General features: G+C 56.8%; 18 protein-coding genes and 1 pseudogene. 2 read left to right on the top strand and 17 right to left on the bottom strand.

From position 1 onward, the window contains the following. Positions 1–9 precede the first annotated feature (9 nt). Together hrpA and CFT65_RS11310 are read right to left on the bottom strand one after the other, a co-directional pair. On the bottom strand, positions 10–3945 hold the full coding sequence (gene hrpA / locus CFT65_RS11315) for an ATP-dependent RNA helicase HrpA (protein ID WP_172408488.1): 3936 nt from the start codon (positions 3943–3945) through the stop codon (positions 10–12). A gap of 124 nt (positions 3946–4069) precedes the next feature. Continuing rightward, positions 4070–5746, bottom strand: a complete 1677-nt coding sequence (locus CFT65_RS11310; RefSeq protein WP_088828260.1) for a long-chain fatty acid--CoA ligase — start codon at positions 5744–5746, stop codon at positions 4070–4072. A 188-nt stretch (positions 5747–5934) separates the two neighbouring features. Between CFT65_RS11310 and CFT65_RS11305 the strand changes: the two genes are divergently transcribed. Continuing rightward, entirely contained in the window at positions 5935–6420 is a 486-nt protein-coding gene (locus CFT65_RS11305; protein ID WP_088828259.1) for a MaoC/PaaZ C-terminal domain-containing protein, read from the top strand. A gap of 44 nt (positions 6421–6464) precedes the next feature. Here the strand turns inward: CFT65_RS11305 and CFT65_RS19275 are convergent, their stop codons facing one another. The 3 genes from CFT65_RS19275 to CFT65_RS11295 form a co-directional block, all read right to left on the bottom strand. Beyond that, positions 6465–6734 (bottom strand): hypothetical protein, encoded by a 270-nt coding sequence (locus CFT65_RS19275; RefSeq protein ID WP_228705844.1) that lies wholly within the window; start codon positions 6732–6734, stop codon positions 6465–6467. Between the two features lie 136 nt (positions 6735–6870). Continuing rightward, positions 6871–7131, bottom strand: coding sequence for a hypothetical protein (locus CFT65_RS19270; protein ID WP_228705843.1), 261 nt, complete (start codon positions 7129–7131; stop codon positions 6871–6873). After that, complete coding sequence (locus tag CFT65_RS11295; RefSeq protein WP_088828258.1) at positions 7124–7363, bottom strand: hypothetical protein; 240 nt, start codon at positions 7361–7363, stop codon at positions 7124–7126. Before CFT65_RS11295 ends, CFT65_RS19270 begins: the two co-directional genes overlap by 8 nt. Here CFT65_RS11295 and CFT65_RS19455 point away from each other — a divergent pair. Further along, on the top strand, positions 7362–7550 hold the full coding sequence (locus CFT65_RS19455) for a hypothetical protein (protein WP_172408487.1): 189 nt from the start codon (positions 7362–7364) through the stop codon (positions 7548–7550). The two genes, CFT65_RS11295 and CFT65_RS19455, sit on opposite strands and share 2 nt — an antisense overlap. 86 nt (positions 7551–7636) lie before the next feature. Here the strand turns inward: CFT65_RS19455 and CFT65_RS11285 are convergent. The 12 genes and pseudogenes from CFT65_RS11285 to CFT65_RS11230 form a co-directional block, all read right to left on the bottom strand. After that, a pseudogene (locus CFT65_RS11285) lies at positions 7637–7813 on the bottom strand (MotA/TolQ/ExbB proton channel family protein); the annotation flags it as partial. Beyond that, positions 7774–8109: a hypothetical protein gene (locus CFT65_RS19515; protein WP_416376652.1), complete on the bottom strand. Its 336-nt coding sequence runs from the start codon at positions 8107–8109 to the stop codon at positions 7774–7776. The gene CFT65_RS19515 and the pseudogene CFT65_RS11285, both read right to left, overlap by 40 nt. Before the next feature lie 6 nt (positions 8110–8115). Continuing rightward, positions 8116–8586: an AraC family transcriptional regulator gene (locus CFT65_RS11275; RefSeq protein WP_228705842.1), complete on the bottom strand. Its 471-nt coding sequence runs from the start codon at positions 8584–8586 to the stop codon at positions 8116–8118. Between the two features lie 424 nt (positions 8587–9010). Next, positions 9011–10189: a vWA domain-containing protein gene (locus CFT65_RS11270; RefSeq protein ID WP_088828256.1), complete on the bottom strand. Its 1179-nt coding sequence runs from the start codon at positions 10187–10189 to the stop codon at positions 9011–9013. A gap of 34 nt (positions 10190–10223) precedes the next feature. Beyond that, positions 10224–11066, bottom strand: coding sequence for an AAA family ATPase (locus CFT65_RS11265; protein WP_088828255.1), 843 nt, complete (start codon positions 11064–11066; stop codon positions 10224–10226). Positions 11067–11083: 17 nt separating this feature from the next. Continuing rightward, positions 11084–13228, bottom strand: coding sequence for a VWA domain-containing protein (locus tag CFT65_RS11260; protein WP_228705841.1), 2145 nt, complete (start codon positions 13226–13228; stop codon positions 11084–11086). A 43-nt stretch (positions 13229–13271) separates the two neighbouring features. After that, positions 13272–13616 carry a hypothetical protein gene (locus tag CFT65_RS11255; RefSeq protein ID WP_088828253.1) on the bottom strand — a complete coding sequence of 115 codons (345 nt, stop codon included), beginning with the start codon at positions 13614–13616 and terminating at the stop codon, positions 13272–13274. Next, the gene (locus tag CFT65_RS11250; protein WP_088828252.1) at positions 13616–14062 is read right to left on the bottom strand and encodes a YcgN family cysteine cluster protein; all 447 of its coding nucleotides are present in this window, start codon (positions 14060–14062) and stop codon (positions 13616–13618) included. Before CFT65_RS11250 ends, CFT65_RS11255 begins: the two co-directional genes overlap by 1 nt. Continuing rightward, on the bottom strand, positions 14059–14352 hold the full coding sequence (locus tag CFT65_RS11245) for a YcgL domain-containing protein (RefSeq protein WP_088828251.1): 294 nt from the start codon (positions 14350–14352) through the stop codon (positions 14059–14061). The genes CFT65_RS11250 and CFT65_RS11245 overlap by 4 nt, the downstream gene beginning before the upstream one ends. Next, positions 14349–15506, bottom strand: coding sequence for a ribonuclease D (locus CFT65_RS11240; protein ID WP_088828250.1), 1158 nt, complete (start codon positions 15504–15506; stop codon positions 14349–14351). The genes CFT65_RS11245 and CFT65_RS11240 overlap by 4 nt, the downstream gene beginning before the upstream one ends. 31 nt (positions 15507–15537) lie before the next feature. Beyond that, positions 15538–16140: a recombination mediator RecR gene (recR, locus tag CFT65_RS11235; protein WP_088828249.1), complete on the bottom strand. Its 603-nt coding sequence runs from the start codon at positions 16138–16140 to the stop codon at positions 15538–15540. Positions 16141–16171: 31 nt separating this feature from the next. Beyond that, the gene (locus CFT65_RS11230) at positions 16172–16495 is read right to left on the bottom strand and encodes a YbaB/EbfC family nucleoid-associated protein (RefSeq protein WP_088828248.1); all 324 of its coding nucleotides are present in this window, start codon (positions 16493–16495) and stop codon (positions 16172–16174) included. Positions 16496–16498: the final 3 nt, after the last annotated feature.

The raw sequence follows: 16498 nt of genomic DNA, 5'->3' as shown, positions 1-16498 counted from the left end.
CAGTTTCCCTCAGACCCGCGTTTTCTCCCACTGCCGGTCCAGGCGTTTTACCGACACCGTCATCACCGTACCCAGTTGCTGTGCAAAAAACGACACCCGGAACTCTTCCAGCATCCAGCGGTAAACCACCAGTTCGGGGTCTCGAACGCCCTGTCGCTTTTGTTCGTCCCGCTTGACAGCGTATCGGGACCAGAGTGGCTCAATAGCGTGAAGAAACTCACGCTCCCGCCCCATTTCCCGTGGCATCTTCTCCAGCCGAACCAGGGCGGCCTCAAAGTAACGCCCGAACTCCGCCAGCCACTCGGGCGGCGTTTCCACCAGGAATCCGGGGTACACCAGGTTCTGTAGCTGAAACTTCAGGTCGGCCATGCTGTTGGCCAACGCCAGGTTGATTTTGCCTTTCAACTGTTTTGCCACTTTCTGGTAACCGGACATGGCCTGATACAATCGCTCGTCTGCCTGCTCCAGGGCCGGAATGAAATCACCCCGGTGAGCGTCAAACACACGGTTGAAGTCCTCTGCAGTCCGTGGAACCGCGTCCGGGAGAAAGTGCTGCATGGCTGTCGCCAACAGCAGATCGTCCAGCAACACTTTCGACTGGCCCACCGGAGCAAACATGAGCGCCGATTGCTTGAAATGCGGCAGTTTCCGCTCCAGATCATCGAGCGTCCTGCCGAAGCGGTTCAGGATCAGGCGGGCGATTGCCTTTCGGGTGGTGTCTTCAGCGGTCAATCGGTCCAGACAGCGTATCTGGCGCACCTGCTTGCCCAGATCCTCAAGCGCCGGATAGACGGTCACCTGCATGCCACCCTTTTCTGTCTGAACCTGTTCGGGCAATGTTCCGAACTGCCAGTCGGTGTACTCACCGCTTGGCTCTGTGCGCGAATCATCCTTTGTCGCCGACTCAAGCGCCTGCTCGGCCTGACCCTCAAGTTGGTGCTGCAGATCAGCCGTTTCACGGCTCTCGGCAATGGTGCGACCGCCGTCACCCATAACGCGAAGGTTCATCCGCAGGTGCTTGGGTAATTCGGTGTCCGACCAGGCCTCAGGATCAATCTGGACGCCAGTCATGCGGCGCAACTGCTCACCCAGCTGCAGCGTAAGCGGCTCGTTGGAGGGCTGAAGATTCTCGAGCGCCGCATCCACGAAATCAGGTACCGGCACAAAGTTCCGGCGCAACGCCTTGGGCAGAGATTTCACCAGGGCAATGCACTTCTCCCTCAACAGCCCCGGCACCAGCCATTCCAGGCGACGGGACGGAATCTGTTTGAGGGCCATCAAAGGAACCTGAAGCGTGACGCCGTCCTTTTCGCTGGTGGGTTCGAACTCATAGCTCAACGGGTACCGAACGCCCTCCCACTCCAGATAATCGGGATACAGGTCCGCGGCCTGGGCATCCACCGGTCGCTGGAGAATGTCGGCTTCGGTAAGCTCCAGCTCTTTCAATTGCTCCGCCGAGAGCCCCTTCCACCAGCTCTCGAAATGGCGGCCGCTGATGATGTCTGCAGGCAGGCGTTCATCATAGAAGGCCACCAGCACTTCATCGTCAACGAGCAGGTCCCTGCGACGAGTCTTCTTCTCCAGATTCTCAACGGTGTCGAGCATTTCCCGGTTTCGGGCGATAAACGGCGCCTTTGACCGGTAATCCCCCTCCACCAGTGCTCGCCGGATAAACAGGTTACGGCATTCCGCAGGATCCACTTTGGCGTAGGGAATACGACGCTTGGCGACAATATCCAGGCCGTAAAGTGTGACCTTTTCATAGCCCATCACCTGGGCCCGCTTCTGCTCCCAGTGGGGTTCAAAATAATGGTGTTTGACGATATGACCGGCGATAGGCTCAATCCATTCAGGTTGAATGGCGGCCACCACTCGCGCAAACACCCGACTGGTCTCCACAATCTCGGTGGCAACGATCCACTTCGGGCCGGTCTTGGCCACCTTGGAGCCGGGAAAGATCAGCACTTTGCGGTTTCGTGTCGCCAGGTATTCTTTTTTCTCGACCTTCACCGCCACCTGGCCAAGGAGACCCGCCAGTATCGCCTTGTGGAGGGCTTCGTAACTGGCCGCATCCTTGTTGACCGAGAGTTTCTGTTCGCGGCAAATCAAGGTGAGCTGGCGATGAATATCCCGCCATTCCCGCATCCGCATCCAGCTAAGAAAGCTCTTCTGGCAAACCTTCTTGAGCTGGTTCTGGGACAACTCCTGACGCTGTTCTTCGTAGAAGTTCCAGACATTCAGCAACGTCAGAAAATCGGATTCTTTGTCATTAAAAGGCGCGTGGGCCTGATCCGCAGCCTGCTGCTTGTCCTGGGGGCGCTCCCGTGGGTCCTGAACGCTCAGCCCGGCAATAATCACCAGGGTTTCCGACAGGCTGCCAAGTTCGGCGGCCGTGACCAGCATCCTGGCCAGGCGCGGATCCAGGGGCAGCCGCGACATGGTTCGACCGAGCCGGGTGACGCGGCGCTTGTCATCCACCGCTCCCAATTCTTCCAGAAGTTTGTAGCCATCGTTAACCTGGCGCTTATCGGGCGCCTCAAGGAACGGAAACTGCCGGATTTCACCAAGACCCGAAGTGGCCATTTGCAGAATGACGGAGGCCAGGTTGGTACGCAGTATTTCCGGATCGGTGTATTCCGGGCGATTGATGAAATCCGTCTCGTCGTAAAGCCGGAAACAGATACCAGGGGCCACCCGGCCACAACGGCCTGCCCGCTGGTTGGCACTGGCCTGGGAAATCGGTTCCACCGGTAAGCGCTGAATCTTAGAGCGGACACTGTAGCGGCTGATCCGGGCCACCCCGGTATCGATCACGTAACGGATACCCGGCACCGTCAACGAGGTCTCGGCCACGTTGGTGGAGAGCACAATCCGTCGGCCCTTGTGGGACTGAAACACCCGGTTCTGCTCGGCATTACTCAATCGGGAATACAACGGCAGCACCTCGGTGTGCCGCAGATCCACATGGCGCAGCACCTTGCTGAGATTGCGGATCTCCCGCTCTCCGGGCAGGAACACAAGGACGTCACCGGGTGGCTGTTTCTGGCTGCGCTCGTGCTGTTCGATTTCGTCGAGGGCGCCAAGTACGCCATCGGTCCAGCCCTGATCCCGGTCGTCTTCATCTCCAGTCAGGGGCCGGTAACGCACATCCACCGGATAGGTGCGACCACTCACCTCAATCACTGGCGCCTTGTCGAAGAATTCACTGAATCGTTCTACCTCAATGGTCGCCGAGGTAATGATGACCTTCAGATCCGGGCGCTTGGGCAGGAGCTGGCGAAGGTAGCCGAGAAGGAAATCGATGTTGAGGCTGCGCTCGTGGGCTTCGTCGATGATGATCGTGTCGTAGCGATCCAGAAACCGATCATGCTGAACCTCCGCCAGCAGGATACCATCGGTCATCACCTTTACCCGGGACTGCTCGGAGGTGTTGTCAGTAAAACGGACCTGATACCCGATCTGCTGGCCGGTTTGCTCACCGATTTCCTCGGCAATGCGAGCGGCGACACTGCGAGCGGCAATCCGGCGGGGCTGGGTATGACCGATCAGGCCCCGGATACCCCGGCCACTGTTCATGCAGATTTTAGGGATCTGGGTGGTTTTACCGGAACCGGTTTCCCCGGCAATGATCACCACCTGATGGTTTTCGATGGCCTCACGGATATCATCGACACGCTCGGAAACCGGCAAGCCTTCGGGGAAACTGGCCGGCTTGTGCAGGGCATGGCGCTGCTGGACCTTTTCCAGCCCCCGATCCAGCCACTTGGCCATTTTCTCCCGGTCTTTCTGGCCGGGCTTTCCCTTGGTTCGGGCAACCGTTTTAACGATGCGGGCCGCTTCCTGCTGATTGCAGGCGTCCAGCTGCTCCATCATCGCTTTGACGGCCGCCTCGGCATCGGGTTTTGGAGTCGGTGTGCTCGGAGTATCGGAACGGGTGTCTGTCATTGAATTGCCGGAATAGCGCTCACTCGGATTCGATTTGGGCGACAGTCTATCGGGAAAGTCGGATTCTTAAAAACGGAAAAACCCCGCCGAAGCAGGGTTTTCCTTGATCAACTGCCATAGAGGCTTACTTGTTGTTCGCCTCGTCCCGCAGTTCACGGCGTAGGATCTTGCCCACGTTGGTCTTCGGCAGTTCGTCTCGGAACTCGAACTTCTTCGGTACCTTGTAAGCCGTAAGTCTCTCGCGACAGAATTCCTTTAGTTCGTTTTCCGTCACGCCTTCAGCCGTCGGCACCAGGTAAACCTTGACCGCCTCGCCGCTCTTGGCATCGGGCAGGCCAACGGCGGCACACTCGACCACCTTCGGATGGCTGCTGACCACATCTTCAATCTCGTTCGGGAACACGTTGAAGCCCGAGACGATGATCATGTCTTTCTTGCGATCGACAATGCGGATGTAGCCGTCTTCCTGGATCAGGGCAATATCACCAGTGCGCAGGTAGCCATCCTCGGTGAAGGATTTCTGGGTATCCTCCGGGCGCTGCCAGTAACCACGCATAACCTGCGGGCCTTTCACACAAAGCTCGCCGGGCTCGCCGAGAGGCGTCTCATTGCCCTCTTCATCCAGCGTTTTTACCAATGTGGATGGAATCGGAAGACCGATGGTACCGATCTGAATAGCGCTATGGGGGTTAAATGTCACAACCGGGGAGGTTTCAGTCATACCGAAGCCCTCACAGATTTCACAGCCCGTGACTCGCTCCCACATCTTGGCGGTGTCGCTGGTCAGTGCCATGCCGCCAGAGGAAGTCAGTTTAAGGCTGCTGAAGTCCAGGTCCTGGAACTCTTCGTTGTTGCAAAGTGCAACAAACAGCGTGTTCAGACCGAGGAATGCAGTAAACTTATGGTTTTTCAGCTCTTTAACAAAGCCAGGGATATCCCGGGGGTTAGGAATCAGTACGTTGTGCGCACCGGCCTCAAGCATGATGCCGCAGTTCAGGGTAAACGAATAAATGTGGTATAGCGGCAGGGGCGCAATAACCACTTCCTGACCCTCAACCACCATGTCTTCCATCATCGGGCGGGTCTGCAGCAGGTTGGCCACCAGGTTACCGTGGGTCAGCATCGCCCCTTTCGCCACACCGGTCGTGCCACCGGTGTACTGGAGGACGGCAATGTCGTCCTGCTTGCATTCAACCGGGGTGAATTTTTCACGGGCGCCCGCACTCAGGACTGCCGGGAGTTTATGCGCCTGGGGAATATTGAACGGCGGCACCATCTTTTTAACGTGCTTGACCACCGCATTCATCAGAGTGCGCTTGATCGGCGAGTGCATGTCCGCGATTTCGGTCACAATCACGTGCTCGATACCGGTATGGGGCAGTACCTTCTCGGCGTTCTCGGCCATGTTGGCCAGAACCACCAGGGCTTTGGCACCGGAATCGTTGAACTGGTGTTCCATCTCCCGCGTGGTATACAGCGGGTTGGTATTCACCACAATCATGCCCGCCCGCATGGCACCAAACACAACCACCGGATACTGGCTGACGTTGGGCATCTGCACGGCAATACGGTCGCCGGGTTTCAGTTCTGTCTTGTTCTGAAGCCAGGCCGCAAAGTTACGGCTCTGGGTGTCGAGGTCACGGTAAGTGAGAGTTGCGCCAACAGCACTGAATGCGGGGCGGTCAGCAAATTTTTTGACCGACTGCTCGAACACATCCACCATGCTTTTGTACTTGTTCAGGTCCACCTCACGGAGCACGCCGGCGGGGTATTTATCCTGATAGAACTGCTCAAAATCCATCACCATCTCCTGTTTGGCGCTTTTGATTGTAATGATTTACCGATGTCAGGTTGTTCAAAAAATCAACCCTACAAAAGTATCAGCCTCAAAAAAGTGGGGAGAGAATAGCAGTTTTGTAACCGATGAGGTAGTTTTCGAGATTCTTACCTGAACAGCTGTACTCAAATGACAAAAGTGCGGAGCGCGCGATGAGCGATACCCTTGATACCCTGGAAAATATCACCTATGACGAGCTGAACGAGGACGATACCGCCACGTTTACGCGGACCCTCTCCGAGGAGGAACTGGTCCTCTTTGCCGCAGTCTCCGGTGATGTGAACCCGGTACACCTGGACTCCGAATTCGCCGCAGGCTCCATGTTCAAGGAGCGCATCGGCCATGGCATGTGGAGCGGTTCCCTGATCTCGGCAGCGCTGGCAACCGTGATGCCTGGCCCCGGCACCGTTTACCTGGAGCAGAGCCTGTCGTTCAAGCGTCCGGTTAAACTGGACGACACCCTGACCGTCCACTTGAAAGTCCTTCGCAAGGAACCGAAAGGTCGGGTTGTGGTGGCGTGCGACGTGCGCAATCAGAACGATCAGAAGGTGGTCACCGGGGAAGCGAAGGTGATCGCGCCAACGAAAAAAGTGTCTTTGCACAAACCCCGCCTGCCGAAAATCACCATCGAAAGCTGAGAACTCCAAATCGGGCAGCCCTCGCTGGTCGCCCGATTACTGGTTCAGCCGGGCAGGAAATCAATCGGGAATCTGACAACCGACCCATCCGGCTCGATCACCAGTTCCAGCAAAACCTTGCCTTCAAGAGTTGGATCCTGCCGCAGCTCACGCCGATACATGGAATAGAGCTCCGTTTTCTGGGCATCGAATACTTTCCGGATATTGCTCATTGCCCGCTCGCAAATAGACGGCTCGGGCTTTGCCGGTTTGTCTGCCACTTCCCGGGATTCTTCCACGGGCGCATCAACCGTTTTGACCTTGTGCTCAGCCACAGCGACGGTGGTTTCCGGCGCCGGAGCGTCCTCAATACCACCGCTTCCACTGAGGACTTGCTGAGAATTTTCGGGCGATTTTGTTGTTTCCGCCGCCGGCTTTGTATTGACCGCAAACTCACGGGCTACGGTCGGTTCAGGTTTTGGATCGGGCCGGACTGGCTCCGAGGTCGCCACCGGTTGCGGCCTCTCCACCAGGCGAGCCAGCCTGGGGGGGGATCTTCTCGGCCTCGCTGCGCTCAATTTCCGTCACATCCAGCATTGGGATAAGGAACGCCGGCGGCAGAAACAGCGTCAGCATCACCAGCAAAATACCCGCAAATTGTCGACTCTCGCCGAGATCACGACTCCATGGCAGCCCGGAGCCACCCGAAGGGGGAACTCCGTTATCAGCCATTGCGGACCTCCCCTTCCACGGCAAGCCGCACCCGTCGATATTGTTCATCTACACAGGTCTGCATTACCTTGCGAAGCAAACGGTAATCGGTATCCCGACCCGCCATGATGGCCTCAGCAGTCACCTGGACTGCCAGACTCCCAACCGCCAGCGACATCAGGTTCAGGCCGCCGGGCTTGTGCATCCGGCCGTAATGCCGACGAATTCTTTTTGCCTTCCGGGACGTTTTCATGCGCCCTCCCCTGATTCAGCACTGGCGTTTGCAGCAAGCTGTCTGTCCTCGGCGCATCCATCAAAGAGACATCGGGAATCAGGGTAACGACGAGCCGGAATTCCCCAGGTTCCGGCACCTGGCCGGCCTCCATGCCCGGAAAATTCAGCTCGATCATGCGGACCTGGCTGAACACCATGCCAAGTAACAGAACAGGTACCAGCACAATCATGAGATTGAGAAAGGCCGTGATATCCAGTTCCGGCGATGTACTTAACCTTCGGTGGCGGCGTCTCATGCTTCAGACACGATATTCAGCAGCTTCACCCCGGCCATTTCAAAACTGTCCACGATTTCGTTGGTACGGGTCTGCAGTACCGCATGAAACATGAGCAAAGGGATGGCCGACATCAGGCCGAAGGCTGTGGTGTTCATGGCCACGGAAATACTTTCGGACAGCAGGCTGGCTTTCTATCAGTTTTCGCGTAATCGCTGGCAAGATTGAGGTAACCCAGAGCCGCCCAGTATCCTTCTTTCATACCGGCCAGGATTCCCCCGGCATCATCAGTTCGGCCCGCGGTTCGCGCCTTCTCCGCAGCTTCATAGAGCGCTTGCTGTCGGCCATTCCCAAGATCGACGCCAACATCTCCGGCATTCCGGAACTGCTTTAGACTGGTGCGTACGTCGTCCGGCAATACCGGTGTAGCCGCCAAGGAATAACCGGAAACAGTCAGAGATAATAGAATCAGCAGGACCCGGAAAATCATCGCGCCCTACTCCCACTCCATGAAAGAAACCCGAGGTTCGTAATCGGGCGCCCGGGCCTCCAGGCTCATCTGCAACCGCAGCACGCCGGGGCGTTTCCTGAACCGATGGGTAGACTCCCGACGCACAAAATCATCATCGGCGGAGCGGGCAGTAATCACCGTTTTCAGCTCGTACTCGCCATTTTCCAGATTCCCGGTGAACAACTGTTGGATCCCGCCACGTTCAAGCGAGGCCCGCTCTCTATCGGAATACAGGTGGGAAGCCACGGGCTGGCCATTGACGAAAAGCTCGACAGAATCAAGATCGAGGGCATCCCGGCTCTGAAGTGTCAGAAAAACTGCCAGTCGGGTATTGGCTGGATGAAGGACCTTCTGTTCAAGGGCGAATACCCGCTCGGAATGGCTGGCGATTCCAGCATTCAGGCGTTCGAGTTCCTCGTCAAGCCCGTCGGCGGCTGCCGCCGAGGCAGCCAGCAATGCCAGAATCAGTGACCCGATGGCGACTAACCTTTGGTGTGCTATCCGGCGCCTTTGCGATTATTGTGTGCCGAACATAAGGCTCCTGCCCTTGTAGCCTCTGTAACTCATGCAAACTTCTGTAACAGATCGGCAGAAAGCGTAACACTTGGTAACCGCCAAGAACGGTATACAGATCGCCAAATGGAAAACGCACAGCGAAGGCTTGAGCGGTCGGAAGAGTGTCGAGTTATTTGACAGGGTCAGGAGGGGTATCGGGGCGCCAGGACGATTCAGCGGATAAGCTGAATTTTAAACGACTGTTTTAGCAGCTTTTAAGTCAACTGGCCCTGTATTTGCTGACTGGAAAGCGGCGGGAGTGCCTTCAGGCAACCCCGCTTGATATGCCGAGCTTTGCCGATGCCCTCAACCGCATCGGCTTTTTTTATTTACTCAGCTGCTTCATGGCCGACTCAAGGCCTTCCACGGTTAACGGGTACATGTGATCGTTAACAAGCTGTTTGGTCATGCCCAACGAGCCACCGCTACCCCAGTAACTCTCCGGGAGGGGATTGATCCACACAACCTTACGGAAGTGCTCGGTGATACGCTGAAACCAGGTGGCGCCCGCCTCCTCATTCCAGTGTTCAATCGAGCCACCGGGATGGGAAATCTCATACGGCGCCATGGTGGCGTCGCCCACGAAGATCACTTTGTAGTCGGGCGTGTACTTGTGAAGAATGTCCCAGGTGCTGGTGGTTTCATTCATCCGGCGGATATTGTTCTTCCAGACACTTTCATAGACGAAATTGTGGAAATAGAAATATTCCATGTGCTTGAACTCAAGCCGTGCGGCCGAGAACAGCTCCTCACAGACACGAACGTGGGGGTCCATGGAGCCGCCCACATCGAAGAAGATCAGCACTTTCACAGCGTTGTGCCGCTCGGGCACCATCTTCAGATCCAGATAACCGGCATTGCGGGCGGTGGAACGGATGGTATCGTCCATATCGAGCTGGTCCGCCGCACCCTGGCGGGCGAACTTGCGCAGCCGGCGCAACGCAACCTTGATGTTGCGGATGCCTAGGGTAACGCTATCGTCCAGATCCTTGAACTCGCGCTTTTCCCAGACTTTGACGGCCCTGCCGTGGCGACCTTTCTTCTGGCCGATCCGGAAACCCTCCGGGTTGTAGCCGTTGGCACCGAATGGTGAGGTACCGCCGGTGCCGATCCATTTATTGCCGCCGGCATGGCGCTCTTCCTGCTCTTCCATTCGCTTCTTGAAGGTCTCGATCAGCTCCTCCAGGCCTCCAAGAGAATCGATTTTGGCCTTCTCGTCGTCAGACAAGTGCTTCTCAAACTCGGCTCTAAGCCAGTCGTCCGGAATCAGGGCTTCCAGCAGCTCGTCGAGGTTCTCGATGCCCTCGAAGTACGCCTGGAAGGCACGGTCAAACTTGTCGAAGTGGCGCTCGTCTTTAACCAAGCAAAGACGGGACAGGTAATAGAATTCCTCCATATCCGCAAAGGCGAGCCGTTTCTGCAGGGCTTCCAGAAGATCCAGAAACTCCCTCAGACTGGCAGGCACCTTCGCGCGCCGGACTTCAAGAAAAAAATCAATCAACATAAAACGTGACTCTTGCCAATGAGCTTGCCGAGAATCAGCTGCGGCGACGGGCCATGAATGCGAGCTTCTGCAACAGGTGCACATCCTGCTCATTTTTCACCAAGGCACCGTACAGAGGCGGCAACGCCGAGCTGGTATCTTTCTCCTGCAACATTTTCGCCGACAGCTCATCAGCCATCAGCAGTTTCAGCCAGTCAATCAGCTCCGAGGTGGATGGCTTCTTTTTCAGGCCCGGTACCTTGCGCACATCAAAGAAAACTTCCAGGGCATCGCGAACGATTTCCTGCTGCAAACCCGGGAAATGCACATCCACGATATTCTGCATAGTGTCGTGGTCCGGGAAGCTGATGTAGTGGAAGAAGCAACGGCGCAGGAACGCATCCGGCAGTTCTTTCTCGTTGTTACTGGTGATCACCACAATCGGGCGTTTCTTTGCCTTCACCAACTTCTGAGTCTCATAGACAAAGAACTCCATCCGATCAAGTTCCAGCAGGAGGTCGTTGGGAAACTCGATGTCCGCCTTGTCGATCTCATCGATCAGCAAAACCACCTGCTCGTCGGCCTCAAAAGCCTCCCAGAGCTTGCCCTTAACGATGTAGTTGCCGATGTCCTTGACCCTTTCATCACCCAACTGGGAATCCCTCAAACGGGAAACCGCATCGTACTCATACAGCCCCTGCTGGGCCTTCGTGGTTGATTTGATGTGCCAGGGAATCAGCCTCATATCAAGGCCTGCCGCCATCTCCTCAGCCAGCAGGGTCTTCCCGGTGCCCGGCTCGCCCTTGATCAACAGCGGGCGCTGAAGCGCAATCGCTGCGTTGACGGCCATTTGCAGGTCATCGGTGGCTACGTACTTCTCGGTACCGGTAAACTTCATGCTCTGAATCCTGTTGGTTACTTTTTCGGGTCTTTCTGATCAGGTTTCTTCTTCGGATCGTCATCGGGCAACCCGGACTCATCCTGATCATAATCGGGTAAATCGTCGAACTCGGACAAATCGAAATCCTCGAGCCCGAACTCTTCCTCGTCATCTTCTTCCGGCGCATCAGCGTCGGAGGGATCTGCGACATCCTCCAGCTCGGGGATATCCTCGTCCAACTCGGCGGGCTCTTCGTCCACTCGAGTATCTGCTACCGGAATGTCCTCTTCCGGCTCTACGACCGATTCGGCATCGCGCTCCTCGAGCGCTACATCTTCAGACTTCAGAGTGGCCTCATGCTCATCGATCACGGCCTCCAGTTCAGCCATATCGTCTTCTGGAGCTTCTTCGGTGACGTCAGGAATCTCCTCCCCCTCGAGATCCTCATCCGGTTCGGGTTCCACCGTTTCTTCTGGTTCCGCCGCGGGCTCAGGCTCCATTTCCAGCTCAGGTTCTGGCTCGGGCTCTTCATCCAAATCTTCCAGCGTTTCGCGTTCAGCCGCCGCCTCGGCCTGCTTGTTCTGGCGCTGCTTCCTCTGGCGAAGGGCAAACCAAACCAGGCCGCCAATCACCACCAGACCACCACCCGCTGCACCGATCATCCACAAAGGTACGGCAAAGGCGGTTTCAGCTTCTTCCTGTTCTTCCGGTGCCGGTGCTGGCTCTTGGGCAGTCGGCGCTGGCTCCTCGGCCTGACTCACATCGATGGGCGATGCAATCGCCGGTTCAGGCTCGGATTGCACCGGCTCGGACACTGTCGCTTTCGGCTCAGACTGCTCTGGGACCGGTTCCGGCTCGGTTACCTCAGGCTCCGGCGACTCCGCTGGCTGCACAACCGGCTCTGTGCCTTCAGGTACCGTAAACCCGACGGTAGCGCTGAACTTTCGGCTGAAGGTCTGGCCATCGGCAACCACGTCAAAGGTATAGAGGCCGGCCGCTGGCAAACGACTCACGGTATCCCGATAGGTGCCATCTTCCGGCGGCTGCTCTGCGGACAATACCTTGGTTCCACTCCTGCCATCTTCCGAAGTGATACTGAGGCTGACCTCGATCACGCCCAGAAAATCAGGATTGGTGATTTTCTCCCCTTCTTCGAAAAAGCCAACCCGGATGTTGAGTGGGTCGTCCCCGGTAAACGACGGTGATAATGGATTAACTACCATCCTGAGATCGCTGACCACAGTTACCCGGCTACCCTCGCCAAGCTCGCCATTGATACGCCACTGCCCGGCCGACGGCTCATTGACCGTGATCAGGTCATAACCGACCTCCCTTGCCCACCGGACATTATCGGGGAATTCGGCGAGATTCACGGTCTGTTCGTCTGGGCGAACCAGTGCAAGCTCCCGTGTTGCCGAGGTCTCCGAGTTCCCCCAGAAAATCAGGGCGGTAAATTCACGAACGCCCTCGTCCACGGTAAACCCGTTGCCCTCAATGGGAATCTGCTCCTGGGGAACCGCCGTGTTCAGTGCCTGCAGAAAAGCCAGGTTCAGAGCATCCGCGGTGTCTGCAACCTGGAAACGGCCGCCGGATTCTGTCGCCAGGGCTTTCAGGAAATCGGTGTCGGCAGCCTCGGACAGAGCCACCGGGTGGAATGTGGCGCCCCGTTTGATTAGGTCCGCAACAATCGTGTCCAGAATCCGATTTTCCTCTACCGTATTGGCCGCCGGATCGTCGGAGATATCCACCTTGCCGTCTGTCAGCAGGATAAAATGAGTGCGACTCAGATCGCCATCGGTGAAATAGTCATCGCTGGCCGTCTCAATAGCCGCACCAAGGTTGGTTCTAAGGGCGACGGAATTGATTTCCGCTGAACGCTGGATGGCCGTTTCGCGCCACCCTTCGGTTACCTCACGGTGCGGCACCAGCATGTTGACGTACTGGCCGAACGTCCAGACACCGGCAGTGGCACCCTCCGGCAACAGCCGGGCGAGCAGACGAACGGCGGGCTGGCGCAGGTTTTCCGGATCGGTGTCTTTCATGGAGCCCGAAATATCGACAATGATCCGAACGTCCGACTGCTCCGGCAGTTGAACGTCATCACTCTCCTGGGCGTGAAGCCCGGCTGGCAGGCTGAGCGCAAAGCAAAGTGCAAACAGGCCGAACCATCTCGATGTCATCTCTCTCAAGGCATCCATCCTTTTCTTCTTTTAGTTTTTCAAACTACTTGCTAACGAGACGGTAGCGAACAAGATCCAGCACCCAGACCAGCAGCATCACCAATCCCGCCAGACCGAGATTGAACAGGGCACGGCCGGACGCATCCGCGTCACCAAGGATCATTTCGTAACCGCCAAACAGCCAGGCAGGAATCCACCAGCCAGCCAGATCGGGAGATTCAACCGGGGTAAGCAGCAAAGCCACCAGAGCAGCAAGAACCAGGGTCCGCACCCCATAAAACGGAAGAAAACGTGTCAAGCTCTTCATCATGTAAAAAAACACGACAAAGGCTATGGCATAGGCGGCCCAGAAAATCCCGTAGGCCAGTTGTGCATCGGTATCTATCATTACAGAATCCAGTGAATGATGTGTTCTTCCCAGTCTTCTTCCGGCACACGGTCCTCTGACATCACCTTGTGTCGGATCGAAACGCCTGCCTTATGCACCGAATCCGGATCCCCGCTTCGCAGCGGATGCCAGTCGGCCAGGGGCCGGTCCTCAGCCAGGGTCCGGTAGGCGCAGGTGTAAGGCAACCAATGGTAGTCGTTGACGGTGCCCGGTGTCAGCACCGTGCAGCCCGGCACTTTCTGCAGCCGTTCCTCATAAACGGTGCACTGGCAGGTATCCTCGTCCATGTAACGACACACCAGATCGGTGTGGTAAACCTCGCCGGTGTCTTCGTCTTCCAGCTTGTTCAGACAACACTTACCGCAACCGTCGCAGAGTGACTCCCATTCCACCGGCGTCATCTCATGCAGGCGTTTACGCTGCCAGAACGGCACCTGGGCAATCATGGATTGCGTTGATCCAGCTTGCGTTTGAATTCCACCACGTAGCCTTCCTGCTCTTCCGGCATCTGCAGAAAGAAGTCCTTCTCGCCGATGGCTTCCAGCACCTGCTTTCCGGTGGTTCTTGCAAGCTTCCGGTCCGGTGTCAGCACCAGATCCATGGAATGAACCGGCTGCCCGAAAATACCCCGGAGGCTCTCGGGAAGCTCTTCCCACTTCTGTCCGCGGCGAACAAAAAGATAGGTGTCATTCTTCTTGCTGCTCCGGAAAACAGAGACAAATTCCCGCTCTTTCATGACTTCAGTAATTCCTCGATATCATCGCGAACCGGCGCGAGTATCTGCGCCCGCCAACCCTGGAAAAATTCATGCTCCGCCAGATCGGGATGCTGCACAACCTTCTCAAGACGCTTTCTGGGCGCCAGCAATTCTATTGGAATATCAGCATCTTCCGCCGCTCTTTTGAAAAAACGCTTTAACTGTTTAAAGAACCCCTGCTGATCCCGGGACAAGGGTGGCGCGATCCTCTCAAGGGACGAATTATCCGCGGTCGATCCCCGGCTAACAAGTTCAATGAGGGTATCGCCGTACCGACGGACTGCGCCAGAGGGTACGCCCTGAATGTTGGAAAGCTCCTTCAGGGAGCCTGGCAGCCTTTCCGCAATGGCAATCAGTAACGCATCCGCCAGCACGCGGTTCCTGGGTCGGTCCCGCCGCTGACATTCCAGTTCACGCCAACGAACCAATTCCCTGAGTACTCCTTGTTGCTGAGCCGAAAGCGTCCAGCCACCCCGCAGTTTCAGATAGTGGTTATCCGGATCTTCCTGCCCCGCCAGCTCATCGGCAAAGCGAGCCGATTCCTCAACCAGGGCCTCCTCCAGTCTGCGATCACGCAACAATTTGCTGACCCACTGGTACATTGGCTCCAGAAAACGGATATCGTCGATCGCGTAGCGTTGCTGGGCTTCGCTTAGTGGTCTTGCCAGCCAGTCAGAGCGGGTTGCAGACTTGTCCAGGGTCTCGCCGAACAGGGTTTCCACCAGTTTCGCGTAGCCCAGAGAAAATCCTGCGCCGGCCATCGCAGCCCCGATTTGGAGATCAATCACACCGGCAGGGTGAAGATTGAGCCATTGGCGAAACAGCTCCAGATCTTCGCTCATGGCATACAGAAGCTTGGGCGTATGCGGGTCCGCAAGGACTTCCCGGAAACGTCGGGATTGTTCCGCAACGGAAGGGTCTACCAGGCAGAATTCACCGTCGAGACCAAGCTGAACCAATCCCGGTATCGGGTAAAAGGTGTTTACCCGCTCAAATTCGGTGTCCAGAGCCAGAGGCTTGCCCGGTGCGCGATCCAGCCATTGGTTCAGCGCTTCCGGCTCCCGGAGCCAATGGATGCTGGCCGGAGCCGGGGGAACGTCAACAGCCGCAGTGGTCTGGGCAGAAATATCCATAAACGTGCCTGGTAGGTTTATTCGGTCAGGTTCAGTCGGACAGCGGTTTGCGGCCGCGGAATGCGTGAGTCAGGGTAAATCCGTCAACATAGCCCAGCTCTCCACCAACGGGAATGCCATGGGCCAGACGGGTAATCAGAATTCCCTGACCATCAAGCCGATCGGCTATGTAGTGGGCGGTCGCCTCGCCCTCCACCGTCGGGTTGGTCGCCAGGATCAGTTCAGTCACACCCTCATCCCGGATCCGCTTCAGCAGGCGTTCAATGCCGATTTCTTCCGGCCCTACGCCATCAATGGGTGACAGGTGCCCCATCAAAACGAAATAGCTGCCGCGATAGTCACCCGCCTGCTCAATGGCCAGCAGATCCGACGGACTTTCCACCACACAAAGGGTACCCGTACGCCGCTGGGGATTTTCACAGATCCCGCAGATCTCGGTGTCGGCAAAGTTCTGGCAGCTTTGGCAGCGCCGGACACCGTTCATGGCCTGGCTCAGTGCCTCGGAAAGCCGGGTGCCACCGGACCGGCCACGCTCCAGCAAATGGAAAGCCATGCGCTGGGCAGTTTTCTGGCCAACTCCAGGCAGGCAACGAAGGGATTCTACAAGCTCATCAACCAGCGGGCTGAACGCCATGAAAAGTCCTCAAACGACTGCAGGATGAAATTCAGAACGGCATCTTGAAACCGGGCGGCAGACCCATGCCCGACATCATACCGGACATTTTCTCCTTTTGATTTTCCTCAACACGCCGAACGGCATCGTTCACCGCGGCGGCCAGAAGATCTTCCAGAATATCTTTTTCTTCTGACATCAGAGATGGGTCGATGTCCACTTTACGAACGTCGTGGCGGCCATTCATGGTGACCTTGACCAGCCCGGCGCCCGCTTCGCCGGTGACTTCTGCCTTGGCGATTTCTTCCTGGGCCTTCTGCATCTCTTCCTGCATTTTCTGGGCTTTTTTCATCATGTCGCCCATATTATTCATCATAGC

The organism is Marinobacter sp. es.048 (assembly GCF_900188435.1).
GTDB lineage: Bacteria > Pseudomonadota > Gammaproteobacteria > Pseudomonadales > Oleiphilaceae > Marinobacter.
This window is presented reverse-complemented; position numbering and strand designations above follow the sequence as displayed.